The 13576-nt window shown below is 61.7% G+C and carries 13 protein-coding genes and 1 pseudogene; 6 read left to right on the top strand and 8 right to left on the bottom strand.

Annotation, left to right across the window (positions count from 1 at the left end):
* Window positions 1–903: 903 nt before the first annotated feature.
* From NIBR502772_RS11480 to NIBR502772_RS11470, 3 genes are all read left to right on the top strand, one after another.
* Entirely contained in the window at window positions 904–1620 is a 717-nt protein-coding gene (locus NIBR502772_RS11480) for a helix-turn-helix transcriptional regulator (protein WP_141140276.1), read from the top strand.
* Window positions 1521–2081 (top strand): DUF6036 family nucleotidyltransferase, encoded by a 561-nt coding sequence (locus NIBR502772_RS11475; protein WP_141140275.1) that lies wholly within the window; start codon window positions 1521–1523, stop codon window positions 2079–2081. Before NIBR502772_RS11480 ends, NIBR502772_RS11475 begins: the two co-directional genes overlap by 100 nt.
* Before the next feature lie 275 nt (window positions 2082–2356).
* Window positions 2357–3352 carry an IS481 family transposase gene (locus tag NIBR502772_RS11470; protein ID WP_141140274.1) on the top strand — a complete coding sequence of 332 codons (996 nt, stop codon included), beginning with the start codon at window positions 2357–2359 and terminating at the stop codon, window positions 3350–3352.
* Window positions 3353–3383: 31 nt separating this feature from the next.
* Here the strand turns inward: NIBR502772_RS11470 and NIBR502772_RS11465 are convergent, their stop codons facing one another.
* Window positions 3384–4106 (bottom strand): transcriptional regulator, encoded by a 723-nt coding sequence (locus tag NIBR502772_RS11465; protein WP_210412280.1) that lies wholly within the window; start codon window positions 4104–4106, stop codon window positions 3384–3386.
* A gap of 90 nt (window positions 4107–4196) precedes the next feature.
* On the bottom strand, window positions 4197–5444 hold the full coding sequence (locus tag NIBR502772_RS11460) for a MalY/PatB family protein (RefSeq protein WP_141140272.1): 1248 nt from the start codon (window positions 5442–5444) through the stop codon (window positions 4197–4199).
* Window positions 5445–6072: 628 nt separating this feature from the next.
* Here NIBR502772_RS11460 and NIBR502772_RS11455 point away from each other — a divergent pair.
* Window positions 6073–6494, top strand: a pseudogene (locus NIBR502772_RS11455) (amino acid permease); the annotation flags it as partial.
* A gap of 202 nt (window positions 6495–6696) precedes the next feature.
* On the opposite strand, the gene NIBR502772_RS11450 reads toward NIBR502772_RS11455, so the two are convergent.
* From NIBR502772_RS11450 to NIBR502772_RS11430, 5 genes are all read right to left on the bottom strand, one after another.
* Entirely contained in the window at window positions 6697–7044 is a 348-nt protein-coding gene (locus tag NIBR502772_RS11450) for a Mu transposase C-terminal domain-containing protein (RefSeq protein WP_246848795.1), read from the bottom strand.
* Between the two features lie 245 nt (window positions 7045–7289).
* The gene (locus NIBR502772_RS11445) at window positions 7290–7613 is read right to left on the bottom strand and encodes a Rid family detoxifying hydrolase (protein ID WP_246848474.1); all 324 of its coding nucleotides are present in this window, start codon (window positions 7611–7613) and stop codon (window positions 7290–7292) included.
* Window positions 7614–8217: 604 nt separating this feature from the next.
* The gene (locus NIBR502772_RS11440; RefSeq protein WP_246848473.1) at window positions 8218–8442 is read right to left on the bottom strand and encodes a hypothetical protein; all 225 of its coding nucleotides are present in this window, start codon (window positions 8440–8442) and stop codon (window positions 8218–8220) included.
* Between the two features lie 308 nt (window positions 8443–8750).
* Entirely contained in the window at window positions 8751–10178 is a 1428-nt protein-coding gene (locus tag NIBR502772_RS11435; RefSeq protein ID WP_141140269.1) for an APC family permease, read from the bottom strand.
* Between the two features lie 10 nt (window positions 10179–10188).
* Entirely contained in the window at window positions 10189–10686 is a 498-nt protein-coding gene (locus tag NIBR502772_RS11430; RefSeq protein WP_210412279.1) for a carbon-nitrogen hydrolase family protein, read from the bottom strand.
* A 181-nt stretch (window positions 10687–10867) separates the two neighbouring features.
* Between NIBR502772_RS11430 and NIBR502772_RS11425 the strand changes: the two genes are divergently transcribed.
* Window positions 10868–12298: an IS1380 family transposase gene (locus NIBR502772_RS11425; RefSeq protein ID WP_141139340.1), complete on the top strand. Its 1431-nt coding sequence runs from the start codon at window positions 10868–10870 to the stop codon at window positions 12296–12298.
* A gap of 153 nt (window positions 12299–12451) precedes the next feature.
* Here the strand turns inward: NIBR502772_RS11425 and NIBR502772_RS11420 are convergent, their stop codons facing one another.
* Window positions 12452–12811 (bottom strand): nitrilase-related carbon-nitrogen hydrolase, encoded by a 360-nt coding sequence (locus tag NIBR502772_RS11420; protein WP_141140268.1) that lies wholly within the window; start codon window positions 12809–12811, stop codon window positions 12452–12454.
* 115 nt (window positions 12812–12926) lie between these two features.
* Between NIBR502772_RS11420 and NIBR502772_RS11415 the strand changes: the two genes are divergently transcribed.
* Complete coding sequence (locus tag NIBR502772_RS11415) at window positions 12927–13544, top strand: TetR/AcrR family transcriptional regulator (protein ID WP_141140267.1); 618 nt, start codon at window positions 12927–12929, stop codon at window positions 13542–13544.
* The last annotated feature ends 32 nt before the right edge of the window (window positions 13545–13576 follow it).

Raw genomic sequence — 13576 nt, 5'->3', positions numbered from 1 at the left:
ATGTCTGCAGAACCAGGAGGAAGGGACCAAAATGCAGGTCGAAAAGCGGCCCGTGCACAATGTGCACACCCTCTTTGGCCGGACAAACACCCGATGAGCGCCCTCAGCCCTGGCTCGCAGCAAGCAGCTATCCGAGGAGGATCCTCGAAGATTTTCGGCTTGATCATGTCGTCAACGCAACTCGTGGCCATGAATGAGGACCAACAACTGGCCAGCGGAACAGCAAGAAAGGACGCCACACAGCCTAGATTCCGGCAGGCGGAGGGCCCACCAGCCAAGGCCTGACCCCGCCACCCAGACAACCGAATAGGCCCCCGCGGCGCCAGGCACAGACCGCGGACAGCGTCAGAGGGACCCGAGGAGGGTCAATGTCCACACATTAAAGCAAAAACCCCTCTGACGGGGGGTCATGCTGTGCCCGAGGTGGGACTCGAACTGCATTCCAACCCTTGTAAACACTGGGAAGTCCAGAAAACATTAGCAATCCGGCCCAGTCCGGCCGATATACAACCCGATCCGAAGCGAAAAGTGTGTACGTTGTACACACACCATTTTCGTCACTTCAGAACTTTCAGACCAAGGACCGCACCCCGTAACGAAAGGGATGCGGTTCTTCTGTCTCCCGACTGGCAATCCGAGGCTCCACCCAGGCCTGAACACACCACCGTAGGCACGCCCGGAGGCAGCAGCTCCCGCGTACAAAACCAGGCCGGCATCCAACCTCTCATGTCGGCTGCACCTCCCTTCGGCAATCCCATGATCCGCTCGACCGAAGCTGACCTTCACCGATCAATAGCATGCACTGATGCTGGCATCCCCCATACGAGCCAGCTGATCCCCGAGCACCGCTCGGAAATGCACATGTCACCATTCGGTGACATAATGGACGGTGGAAGGGATGCGATGACATTGGAAAGTACCATTGAGACCCCCGCAGAAGCCGGCGCCATCATCCGCGCCCGCCGCATACACCGCGGACTGTCGCAGCAAACCCTTGCCGATATGGCCGGAGTGTCACGGAAGTTCCTCATCGATCTGGAAGCCGGCCACGACCGCGCCGAACTCGGCAAAACCCTGGCCGTCATGGCCGCCCTCGGCCTGACCTTGGCCGCTACGGATCCTTTCCCCCGCGGCAGCGACTTCGACCCGGCACGGCGCGACTACGCGACAACATTCACGCGCCTCATCGCCGAACGGGACTATGAGTTCGCAATCAAAATGCTCGCCGACTACGCCACCGCATCCCTCACCGCCGGCAAGCCGCTGCTCCAACGCAGCCCCCGCCTCAAAGACCCGCACTGGACAGCAGCCCTCGCCGGAATCACCAACTACACCGCACACCGCCTCGGCCAACCCGCGCCATCCTGGACGCGACGGATCAAGTCCCTCGACGCGGCCTGGCTGCCAGCGGAGTCCTACCGCACCATCCGGGAACCCATGAAAGAACTCACCCGCGCCCAAACACCCCCGGAACTCGCCGCGTTGAACGTCTTCATCCGCGAACGCAGCCTGGCCACCGCATGGCCGGCGGAGAACTCACCGCCACACAAATCCGGGCCCTCCTCCATGAACTCGGCAGGCGCCTGCAGGCCGCCGGCGCCCACGGCGATATCAAGCTAGTCGGCGGTGCCGCCCTCATCCTCCAAGGCATCGGTAACCGCCCGACAGCAGACATCGACGCCAGCTACGCCGACCCAACCATCATCCACGCCGTCGTCGCTGAAATGGCCGCGCACTACGACCTCGCGCCCGACTGGCTCAACACCAACGCGTCAGCCTTCGTCCCCGAGAACGCCACCTGGGTCGACCTCGAACAGCCCGACGGACTCACCATCCAGGCCGCCGACACCGAAACGCTCCTGGCCATGAAAATCGCCGCCGAACGCGACAAAGACACCCTCGACATCGCCCGGCTCCTGCGCCGACTCAACATCACCAACGCCGCCGACGCCGTCGACCTCGCCTACGACAAATACGGCGAACACTCCATCCCCCTCGCCGCCGGACGCGACAACTACCTCATCGTCGTCGACGACGCCCTCGACGCGGCCACCACGCTCCAGTCCGAAACCAACAAATGAAACACCAGCCCGTCGAGCAATCGATAATCCAAGCAGAAGTCTATGGGTTCAGGGGCAATAGCACACTCGTTCCATCCTGACGCCAACGGACCGCCTATTCCCGCCACCAGACGACGGACATATCGTCGGTTATCGGCGTGGCGAGATGCGCCGGGGAATGGCCTAGATGTATTGACCACGGACGTTAGGAACGCTCGGCGTGGATAGGTGACAAGAAGAAGACCTCCGAGTGGAGTGGGGCTTGTCTAAGAGTCCGATCCACAAGGAGGTCTTCAATGTCCCATGCTAACGCGCTCCTGACGCCGAAGGGCAGGCTCCGGCTGGCCCGGTGCGTGGTCGAGGACGGGTGGCCCCTTCGCCGGGCGGCTGAACGATTCCAGGTGTCTGTTACGACAGCGGCGCGCTGGGCCGTTCGTTACCGGGCCCATGGGGAGGACGGGATGGAAGACCTTTCCAGTCGGCCCGCCAGCTCGCCGCGACGGACCTCCGTGCGGCGGGAGCGCCGGATCATCGCGATCAGGGTGAACCGCCGGTGGGGGCCGGCCAGGATCGGCTTTTTACTGGGCATCCATCCCTCCACGGTGCACCGGGTCCTCTCCCGGTTCGGGCTGGCCAGGCTGTCCTGGCTGGACCGCGCCACGGGCAGAGTGATCCGCCGCTACGAGCACCACAGCCCCGGGGAACTGGTCCACGTCGACATCAAGAAACTCGGCCGGATCCCTGACGGCGGCGGCCACCGTAGCCTTGGCAGGGCTGCCGGCACGCGCAACAAGACCGGCACCGCGGGCAACCGGCGCCCGGGCTACGCGTTCCTGCACAACGCCGTCGATGACCACTCCAGGCTCGCCTACACCGAGATCCTGACCGATGAGAAGAAGGAAACCGCAGCCGGATTCTGGGAACGCGCCAACACCTATTTTGAATCCCACGGGGTCACTGTGAAACGGGTCCTGACAGATAACGGCTCCTGTTACCGTTCCTCCGCGTTCAAAGACGCGCTGGGCCCGGAGATCAAACACAAACGCACCCGCCCGTACAGGCCGCAGACAAACGGCAAAGTCGAGCGCTACAACCGCACCATGCTCGACGAATGGGCCTACGCCCATCCTTACCGATCAGAGGCCGAGCGTGTTGCTGCCTTCGCCGACTGGCTCCATCACTACAATCATCATCGAGGCCACACCTCACTCAAAGGTCAGCCACCAATCAGCCGTGTTACTAACCTCTCAGGTCAATACACCAGACAGCGGCCTGTTTTGGGCATGCCATAGCGTCCCACCCTTCATGGGGAGCCGATTCCGGCTAAGCAGTTTCCGCAGCGGTGTCGCTAATTTCTTCGGCGGTGCCGCTGATCTGGTTGAGGTAGTTGTAAATGGTGAAGCGGGTGACGGACAGGGCAGCCGCGGCGCTCTCTGCGGCCTGTTTGACCAAGAAGAAGCCGCGTCGTTCCAGTTCGGCGACGACCTGTATTTTCTGTTCTTTGCGCATCTCTATAACAGGGACCCCGACGGATGCGATAGCGGCGTCCACCAGGCGGGCGCTGAGTTCTTCAACGCTGTGCGGGAAGTACTCGCTGTCGCGTGTTCCTCGCGGCCCGTCAGGGGATGGCCGGTCCCGGTCCGGGGAGGACGGATGGGCGGAGGTGCCGTCGAACCCGAGGACGAAGCGGTCCATCACCGTACGCACGGAGACCCATGCCGAGACATCGGCGTTCAGGCAGAGCGCGGCCGCCGCATGGCCGTTCCGGTCGGTGTAGATGATGGTGGTGCTTTGAAGGATGCGCCCGTCCGGCAGTTGGGAGCGGTAGCCGATCTCGTGCCTATAGTCTCCGACAGCCAGCCGTTCGAGGAGCTTATCGGTGGGCGGGTCCCCGATCCGGCGACGGGTAACGTCTCCGGCGATGGCCCTGACCGTGTTCGGGATGCGCTGTAGGTCGTGCAGTACCACCTCGGTGGGTTGCGGCAGAGCCGCTTGGAGCGGCGCAACCAGGAGCTCCAGGACGGTGTTGATCGTCTCGGAGTCCATCCCCTGAAGAGCCTGGGTTGGCGGAGCGACGCCTGTCGGTGTTAGACGCATCGTGTAGCCGTCCTTTCGTTCGGTCAGGACCCTGAATCATCACCGGGCGGTGTGGGCTGCTTGTCCCATTCGCCTGAGGGCTTCACTGAGGATGGCCCCGGAAGTCGCATAATTCAAGCGGACATGGCCGGATCCACCGCTGCCGAAGATGTGGCCTGAGCTTACCGCGACTCGGCCTTCGTCAAGGAACATTTTCGCCGGACCGGCCAGATCGCTGGCAAAGGCGATGCCTTCGGTCTTTTCTTCGATCTCAAATCCAAGAGCACGGCAATCCAACCAGGCCAGGTAGGTCGCCTCAGGTGCCTTGAACGTGACCTCCGGCAGATGTTCCGTGGTCAGCTGGGTGAGCAGGCCCCGGTTGACAGCCAGGGCGGCGATGAGGCTGTCGAGCCATTCTTCCCCGGCTGTGAAGGCGGCCGTGTGGGCAATGACTCCGAGATAGCTGGAGCCGAGGATGACTTCCGCAGGCAAGCGGTGCAGGTCCGCGGCAGCTTCCGGACCTGCAACCACCAGGGCGGCTTTGAGCCCGGCAAGATTCCATCCCTTGGCCGCGGAGGTCAGCGAGAAGGCATCTTCAGCGCCGGGAACACTCAGGTAGGGCGTGAAGGTGGCACCCGGCAGCACGAGCGGGGCATGGATTTCGTCGGCCACAACCCGGACTCCGTGTCGGCGCGCGAGTTCGGCAACGCCACGTAGTTCTTCCGCGGTGTGCACGGTCCCGGTTGGATTGTGCGGGTTGCACAGGAGGTAGGCGACATTCTGGCTGGATGCGCGTGCGCGCTGGAACGCCTCGCTGAGGGCGTCAAGGTCGATCCGGCCTTCGTCTCCGAGCGGCGCTTCAACAATCTTTCGTCCGTCGTTGGGCACGAAAGCGAAGTAGGGGGCATATACAGGGGTGTTTACGACCACCGCGTCACCGGGTTCGGTGACGAGTCGGAGGACCTGAACCGCCCCCATCATCACATCGGGGATTCTGGCAACCCTGTCCAGATCAATATCGTTCCACTGCCACCGGCGGGCCGCGAAACCTTTGAAGGCTTCGGCGAGGCCGGTTCCTGCAGGATAGCCGGTGTCACCGTCATCGATCGCTTGATGAAGCGCGGAGGCGATGGCCGGGGCCAGCCGGACATCCATGTCGGCAACCCACAATGGCAGCACATCGGCCGGGTACGTTGCCCATTTCATGCTCCCCCGCCGCCGCAGCTGCTCAAGTGTGAGGTCCTCGAGGGGATTCCAGTGAGCGGTAACGGGTGTTGCGAGGGCTGATCCGTTCGATGTGTTCAACATTGGACGGTCATTTCCACGTCGACACAGGCGCCAAGGGGAAGCCAGGCTAAGCCGAGGGCAAACCGGGCATGATGGCCTCTCTCACCGAGGCCGTGGAGGATGGTCCTGGAGGCCGCGTCAATGACCACCGGCGCATCGCGTTGAGCCCCGACATAGAGAGCAGGGGAAAAGACGGGCTGGGCCATGGGCAACCTTCCAGTAATTCGTGGGCACCGGCACTCCTGCCAGCAGATTCAACACTGAGTTGTTCGATGAATCAACTATTACACAAATTGTGCCCAAAGCAACAGATATTTGGCTTGGAACTCGGCTTGCCGGGGCGAAATTCAACCTTGCGATGAAATCTTGCTTACTTCGCGGGGTGGACATAGGGCATAATCTCAACTGCGATTTGAAATCCTCGACATTGCTTCGAATGCGCGGAGGATGTCAACGACCTTCTATGCCACACGACAAAGCCCCTTGTGTGCGGGCGACCAGTTCATCCACAGTCGTTGCTCGCTGATGAGTATTGCCTCGGCGGCAGGTAAACATGCGGGATGAACATCCCAGCCGGCGCCGGTAGCTAACAACCCTGGCGCCTCTCCCCTCCCCAGAAAGGCCCCCGAAGCCCACTCAACAACCCGTATTGGACGATGGCCACGCCCGCTCTTCCGAGAGCATTCTGCATGCCGAAGATTTCGGCCACAGGGGCCTGAAATCCCGGCAGATCCAAATGATCGCACTCGGCGGGTCGATCGGCACCGGGCCCGTTTGGGGGCCGGCGGCAGGCTTGCGGCCGCCGGGCCTTCCCTGTTCATCACCTACGCCATCTGTGGTGTCTTTGCCTTCCTGATCCTTCGTGCCCTCGGGGAGCTCGTGCTTCACAGGGCATCGTCAGGGCCATTCGTCTCCTACGCCCGGGAGTTCTTCGGAGAGAAGACTGCGTTCCTGTCTGGCTGGTTCTACTGGATCCTATGGGTGACCAGCGCCGTGGCAGACACCACGGCCGCAGCTCTCTACATGAACTTCTTCGGCAAATACGTGGCCGGGATCGCAGCGGTTCCACAGATCCACTCCAGGACATTTCGGCGGTCCGCCACGTTGCCTTGGTAGCGGTCTCAGGGGAATTGTTTGCGCCCGAGCGAATCTACCGAGACATGGGCATAGCACCCTTCGCAACGGCTCCGCGGATCCCAGACCACGCCGCTCACTGATCCTGGTTGGTGCCTCGTTTATCGTGCGCCCAAGAGGCAGGAGCGGTGAACAGCCCTCAAAAATGAACCTTGCAGAGCAAAGCTCGGTCAAACTCTAGAACGCACTTAATTCGACAACAAGCGCAGGGCTGTTTCACGGGATGATAATGGTCACGGGTAACGAGGACGGGTATCCGTTCGTTGACGGTGCGGCGAAGCTCGCGAGGACGGGCTCTGCGGGCGGGTTCGCTGTCCCGAAGGCTGAGCCGGAGATTGGGGCGGGCTTCGTCGATGGCGATACAGATGAAGGTGTCGTGGTTGTAGACGTGGATTTCGAAGATGTCGCGGGCACAGCGGATCGTCACGGTGTGTCCGACGAATGGGCCAAGGGTTGGGGCGAGAAAGCGCTGGCCTTGAAAGAGCATTGTGTCGCGTTGCACGGTGCGGTGATTGGGCGGTGTTTGGGCGAGGTGAGCAGCAGGCCTTCGAGCATCTCGAGGCTGCACTAGCCCGCCTGATTAAGAAAACCCTCGCCCGGGCCGGCAGCACGCCGCGGCGAAGACACCCGATGCACGCCAAAGAGCGCAGGGCTAGTTGCCGATGGGGAGGGCTTCTCTGGCTGTGTCGACGATCTCGGGAGCGAGCGTATCGAGGTGGTCGTGCGTTTGGATCACCCCACGCGGCGCATCGCCTGCAGTTCGATCTCGACGCGCGCCCTGAGCGGGAGCCCGGCGACTGCGACCGTCGTGCGCGCGGGGTACTGGCCGTCGAAGTACCTTGCGTACACGGCGTTCATCGCTGCGAAGTCGTCCATGTCGACGAGGAAGACGTTGACCTTGACGACATGGCGCCAGCTGCTGCCGGCCGCCTCGAGGACGAGGCCGAGGTTGTCGAAGACGCGTGCCGTCTGCTCCTCGATGCCGCCGCTGATCAGCTGCCCGGTCTGCGGGTCGATGGGCGTCTGACCCGAGAGGAACAGCAGACCATTTGGCATACCGCACGCTTGGGAGTAGGGGCCCACAGGCGCCGGGGCGCTCTCGGCGATCACATAGGTCGGTTCCATCGCTGAGGTCCTCTCCGTCGGGCGACGCGCTGCCGGAGCGTACCGGCCGGTGACCGGGTGCCGCGGCAGTCCGATCGCCTGATTTTCAGTCTACGGCCCGCACGCATGCGCGGATCTCTCAGCCGGCAGGCAGCTGCTCGGGACTTCTTGCGACCTTCCGAGACACTGAAAGCGCTTCGATTGCACTCAAGGACTTGGTAAGGGTTGAGGCGGCTGGTCGGCTTGGCTTACCCCAACCGGCTGGAGTTGGCGCCGTCGCCGGGCTCCGATCTGACAGCTCGGCCGGCCCAGATTTGATGGGTTCGTAGGCGAAACTTGCGCGGAAGGACGGGCGGCGAGACAGCATTCTCGAGTGCCTCATCGAGCTCTGCCGCGCTCGAAACATTGAGGACCAGAACGAGAAACGCCAACTCGTTCACCCGAAGGTGTTCCATTTCCTTGGGACCGGGATACTTGTAGTGGATCCTGTCTGGGGGCTGACGGCGGCCAATTAACATTGTGTTGTTGATTTCGGCGTCCCCACTTTTAAGGCTTGTTACTGCTGAACATCCCGTTCCACCGTTACTCCGTAGGGAACATCAGCGCTGAGGTTCACCGTGTACTTGTCAGGTCCGTGGCGAGTTACGAGAATGCCCTTCCATCCGTCACTCGTCGACTGATCACGGGCCATCTCTACAGCCGTATTGATACTGTCTGCGATTTCCGTCGGAGATTCACCTGTGATGTGGAAGTAGCGGCCGGCCTCGATCGTGATGATCATTTGACTCCTGAGTTGCTCTTTATATCGTCGTTGATTTGATGCTCATGATGTGGGCACGTAGGGAATCGGCTCTTTGGGACGAAGAAATGGTTTTCAGCGATGGCAGATTCGCCCGGTCAGATTCTTCGGGGCCGGGAGTTTACCCCCGAACTTGCACTGAAACTGTAAGTCCTTGGAGAGCGCCCTTCGTGACAAAGGGAACGGCGGCGATGACCCTGACAAGGTCCCACTTCTCGAGATTGCACACGCCACACACAAGGACGGGCCTGGGCACTGGTGCCTGGCCCGTACTTGTGGTTCGTCGGGGGTTAGATTTCGGTGGGCGGCGCCTGTGCGGCGCTGTGCTTGGTTGACAATGTGTGGTCCCCGTATGGATGCTGAACATTAGTGGGTTCGTCCGGCTGGCCCTCTTGGTCTTGGAGACGCATCTCTGGTGGTTCCTTGCGGAATCCTTTGGTGAGGAAGACGAGGTAGAGCATGCCCAGGCCGATCCAGCAGCAGCCGATGGTGATCGCGATAGGACTCAGCTGGGTAAGCAGGTAAATGTCGACGGCGGCGCCCAGGATTGGTAGGACGATGAAACCAATGATCGATAGCTTTTTGTCTTGTCGGCGGCTTCGAATGAAGTAGGCGATGACGCAGAGGTTGACGGCTGTGAATGCCAGGAAGGCCCCGAAGTTGATGAAGGAGGTTGCGATTTCCAAGGAGATGTTCAGTGCCAGCATGGCCACGGCACCGACGAGGACCAGGTTGAAGATTGGCGTTTTGGTTCGGGGGTTGAGGCGGCCGAAGAGCCGTCGGGGTAGGACTCCGTCGCGGCCCATGACGTAGAGGAGTCGGCTGGTGCTGGCCTGGATGGCGAGCCCGGACGCGAACCCACCGACGATGAAGAGGATATTGGTGATGTTGGCGTAGAACTGCCCGCCGACGAGAACCTGCAGGGCGTATGCCGCGGTCGCTGCTTCCTCGAAGTCTCCGCCAGGGTGAACGAGCTGCATGATGTAGGAGACGAGGACAAAGAGTATTCCGCCGACGAGGACGGTCAGGAGGATCGCCCGGGGAATGTTGCGTTTGGCGTCTTTGGTTTCTTCGCTGAGTGTGCTGACGGCGTCGAATCCCAGGAATGCGTAGGCAGCGATGGCAGCCGCGGCAGCGACACTGCCGACCGTGGTTGCATTGTTCCAGAAGGGGTCCGTGAACGACGGAGTCGGATTTCCCCCGAGGTAGGCCAGACAGTAGGCGATGAAAATGCCAATGAGGGTAACGACCAGAAGGGTCAGGGTCTTGTTGACACGGTCGGTGAGCACGATGCCCGTGACGTTGATGATCGTTGTCAGTCCTGCGTTCAGAGCGAGCCAGGCCCAGACGGGGATGTCGGGAAACTGTGCTGCGAGGTAGAACGACTGGAAGAGCCAGGCCACGGTGGGAAGGAAGAGGTAGTCGAGGAGGATTGCCCACCCGACAAGGAAGCCAACGCGGGAATCGAGCAGCCGTCGCGCATACACGTAGGCCGATCCAGAGTTCGGAAAGATCTTGGCCATTTTCGCGTAGCTGAGAGCCGTCAGCAGCATGGCGGCAGTGGCGAGGGCGAATGCTGTCGGGGCTGTTCCGTCGCTGGTGGAGGAGATCACACCGAAGATCGACATCACGATTCCCGGGGCCATATAGGCCAAGCCGAACACGACCACCGACAGCAGGGAAAGCTTGGGGGTGAGTTTTATGTTCTCAGCGGACATGGGGGTTTCCTTAGGCTGGGGCAGTGCTGAGGTTGGTCGGGGTTGACGGGGAGTTGGTCTGCCGCCAGAGGCGGGGATCAAGCTGGCCCGCGTAGAGCGGCAATGGAATGGTGTCGTCGTTTTCAGCGAACTGGTCCCAGGGGCGGGTGACGCCCGCGGTGCCATGCTGACGGACATTTGCTACCTGATCCAGGTCGATGACATCGACCAAAGTTGCGTCTTCGGGCCCCGTAGCAGAGATTCGCACACGGCCTTCAGGGTCAACCAGGAGACTACGGCCGACCCCGTGCGGGCCCGCTGCGTTCACACTTGCGACGAAGTTCTGGTTGACGATTGCGTTGGCCTGGCTGATAACAACTTCCTGCACACGATCGTTGGTCGGGGTCTGGACAACGTTGAGGACGAGCTCTGCCCCCATCCACGCCAGGTGCCTGCTGTGTTCGGGGAACCACGCGTCGTAGCAAATCGACAAACCGACGCGGCCATAGCCGCTCATATCGAAGACCACGAAATCCTTGCCGGAACAAACGGTCTCGTAGGGTTTCCAGGGAAAGATCTTTCGGTAGCTAGCCCGGGGTTTTCATGGCGGGTCCGTGGGGTTGGCGTGTTAATCAGGGAAAGGGTGCTCTGAACTGGGAAAATAGTGGTTGTCGAGACCGTTATTTGCCGAGCGAGGGAGCACCCTTTCGATGCAGAAGTCTACCGCTGTTTTTCCGTCCCTGCCGGTCAGTTTCACCGGCCAGTCGCTGATCTCCCACGCCGGAGTTTCGGTCCTCACCGGCTTCATGGACGCCCTGGGTTTCGGCAGGCTGTGCGAAGACAGACTCGGCCAGTTCGTTCCCTCCGGCGCGAAACACCGGCCCGGCCGGCTGGTGGGGTCCCTCGCGGCGATGCTCGCCGCCGGAGGCGAACACGCATCGGACCTGGACATCCTGCGCTCCTCACCCGGGGCCTTCGGTCAGCTGCCCTCGAACGCTACCGTCTCCCGGTTCTTCGAACGCACCGTGGCAAACCCGGAACTGTTCAGCTACGGATTCGAGACCCTCACCCAGGAACTGCGCACCCGCGCCTGGAACGCCGCCGGGAACCGGAACCCGGCCCTGACCGCAACAGCCGCGGACCCGCTCATCATCGACATCGACGCGACCCTGGTGACCTCACACTCCGATAAGGAAAACGTCGCCGGAACCTACAAAGGCGGCTACGGATTCGCCCCGTTCATCGCCAGCGCCGATTACGGTAACGGCAACGGAGCCGGGGAAATCCTCGCCGCCGTGCTCCGGCCCGGCAACGCCGGAGCAAACAGCGCCGAGGACCACATCCGGGTCTTCCACACCGCCACAACCCAACTGCCCCAGAGCTTCTACGACGGAACCGGGGCCCTGGCCGGGGAGAAGGTCCTGGTCCGCACCGACAGCGCCGGGGCCTCGAGGAAGTTCCTCTGGCACCTCCACAGCCTCGGCGTGCAGTTCTCCACCAGCTATACCCTCCCGTTCGGCAAGGCACACATGATCGACTGGATCAGCGACAAAGAGTACTGGCAGCCGGCCCTAGACCAGACTGGAAACGACCGGACGGACGCGTGGGTCATCAACGCCACCGACGTCATCCCGCTCACCGATTACCCGCCCGGCACGAAACTGTTCCTCCGCGCCGAGCCGCTGCACCCCGGTGCGCAGCCGACCCTGCTCGACACGGACGGGCACCGGATCACCGCGTTCCTGACCAACTCACCACGCTGGCACGGACCATTCCTCGACGCCAGGCACCGGGCCCGCGGCCGGTGCGAGAACCGGATCAAAACCCTGAAAAACACCGGCCTGGGCAAGCTGCCGTTCTTCGATTTCGCCGCGAACCAGGCCTGGGCGAACATCGCCGCACTGGCCTTCAACCTCGTGTCCTGGCTCCAGCTCGCTGCCCTGCCGGACGGACACCGGGCCAAGGCCTGGGACATCAAACGCTGGCGCTACCGGCTCTTCGCGACCGCAGGGAAAATCATCACCCGCGCCCGCCGCAACCAGCTCCTGCTCCCGGAATCAGCGCCGGAGAAAGACCTCCTGAAACTTCTCCTGGAGAACACCGCCCGCCTCACCAAAGGGCTCGTTCCTTCTACCGGCTGAGCCGGGCACTCATCCCGTCCCGACGAGCAGCCCCATCACCGGAAGTGGAACCGGCGCCAAACCAGGCGAACCAACAGGCCACACCAGCCTGCCCGAAAACAGAAAACAACCACGCATCGGCCGCTGGCACAAATCCGCGACGGTCACCGACCATCATGAAAAATCGAGGCTAGCCACAGCCTTTCCTTGTGGAGAGTAGACAACGGCGGTGTTGTAAATGTGCCCGTCCGTACCACGTTCGAGCACGCTGCCAGGCAAAAGCCAGATCCCAAGGTCTCCAGCAAGCTCGGCAAGGGTACGGCCGCGCGGGCCATCGAGAGGTTCGGCCGAGGCTTCCATGTAGGCCTGCCGGTCCGCAGGGCCCGGAGAATCTACCGTGTTCAAGTGGAGCTCCGGGTAAACGAAAAGGTCGGCGACCGCATGCGCTTTGACCTTCCGCTCGAGACCAGCAGCAAAATCAGTCAAGGACTCAGCAGGTGATTGCACAAGAGCTAGAGGGAGAAGTCGGGTCATGACGGTGGCATTCCTAGCGTGGGAGCATTCATTAACTAACAATTAATTAAAGATTAATTAACGAACCAGGGTGTGTCAAGGCTCACTTCGAGGTGAGTGTGAAAGCATTGTGACCATGGCAAGACCACGGAATCAGACAGAACGCCGGGATCAACTCGTAGCAGCAGCTGGACGAGTCCTCCTGGACAGAGGGTCATCGGCGGCCCGCCTTTCTGACATTGCAAACGAAGCCGGCGTCACCCCAGCTGCGGTGCTGTACTACTACCGGGACGTCGACGAGCTCTTCAGCGAGGTCTTTCATCAAGGCGTTACGGAGTACTGTGACCGCCGGGAGGCCCGCATCCAGGCTGAAAGTGAGCCTGAAGCCCAACTGCGGGCCTGCATCCATTCAGGCATACCTTGGCCCGGCGAAAGCGAAACCGCTTCCCGGATCCTCGTGGAACTCATCCCGGTTTATCTGCGCAACGAAGCAGCTGCTCGACAGCAGATGGCGTTTGTGGAGCGCCAAACGAACCTCTACAAAAGGATTCTGGAACGAGGTGCGCAGGAGGATGCTTTCACCCTGTCGGCGCCGACAGGATTCCTGGCCCGGAGCTTCGTAGCCCTCGAGGACGGCCTCGTAATGGACGTCCTTCTCGGCGACCTGACACCGGAAGACGAGTACGAATTCCTCATCAGCTACGCGACGAACATGGTAAAAGCCACCACCGGCAACAACTTGCAGCTCAGCTGACTCCCCCGAGCAACAATGGACACATCCAGGTT

The sequence above is a fragment of the Pseudarthrobacter sp. NIBRBAC000502772 genome (assembly GCF_006517235.1).
Lineage (GTDB): Bacteria > Actinomycetota > Actinomycetes > Actinomycetales > Micrococcaceae > Arthrobacter.
The sequence above is the reverse complement of the archived record's forward strand: the minus strand, read 5'-3'. Positions and strand labels throughout refer to the sequence as shown.

Bases quoted from the DNA above. Each gene is read 5' to 3' on its own strand.
- NIBR502772_RS11460 (WP_141140272.1), bottom strand. From the start codon at position 5,444: ATGTTGAACACATCGAACGGATCAGCCCTCGCAACACCCGTTACCGCT.
- NIBR502772_RS11425 (WP_141139340.1), top strand. From the start codon at position 10,868: ATGCAGAAGTCTACCGCTGTTTTTCCGTCCCTGCCGGTCAGTTTCACC.
- NIBR502772_RS11440 (WP_246848473.1), bottom strand. From the start codon at position 8,442: ATGATCATCACGATCGAGGCCGGCCGCTACTTCCACATCACAGGTGAA.
- NIBR502772_RS11480 (WP_141140276.1), top strand. From the start codon at position 904: ATGACATTGGAAAGTACCATTGAGACCCCCGCAGAAGCCGGCGCCATC.
- NIBR502772_RS11465 (WP_210412280.1), bottom strand. From the start codon at position 4,106: ATGGACTCCGAGACGATCAACACCGTCCTGGAGCTCCTGGTTGCGCCG.
- NIBR502772_RS11475 (WP_141140275.1), top strand. From the start codon at position 1,521: ATGGCCGGCGGAGAACTCACCGCCACACAAATCCGGGCCCTCCTCCAT.
- NIBR502772_RS11435 (WP_141140269.1), bottom strand. From the start codon at position 10,178: ATGTCCGCTGAGAACATAAAACTCACCCCCAAGCTTTCCCTGCTGTCG.
- NIBR502772_RS11420 (WP_141140268.1), bottom strand. From the start codon at position 12,811: ATGACCCGACTTCTCCCTCTAGCTCTTGTGCAATCACCTGCTGAGTCC.
- NIBR502772_RS11445 (WP_246848474.1), bottom strand. From the start codon at position 7,613: ATGCCAAATGGTCTGCTGTTCCTCTCGGGTCAGACGCCCATCGACCCG.
- NIBR502772_RS11470 (WP_141140274.1), top strand. From the start codon at position 2,357: ATGTCCCATGCTAACGCGCTCCTGACGCCGAAGGGCAGGCTCCGGCTG.
- NIBR502772_RS11415 (WP_141140267.1), top strand. From the start codon at position 12,927: ATGGCAAGACCACGGAATCAGACAGAACGCCGGGATCAACTCGTAGCA.
- NIBR502772_RS11450 (WP_246848795.1), bottom strand. From the start codon at position 7,044: ATGCTCTTTCAAGGCCAGCGCTTTCTCGCCCCAACCCTTGGCCCATTC.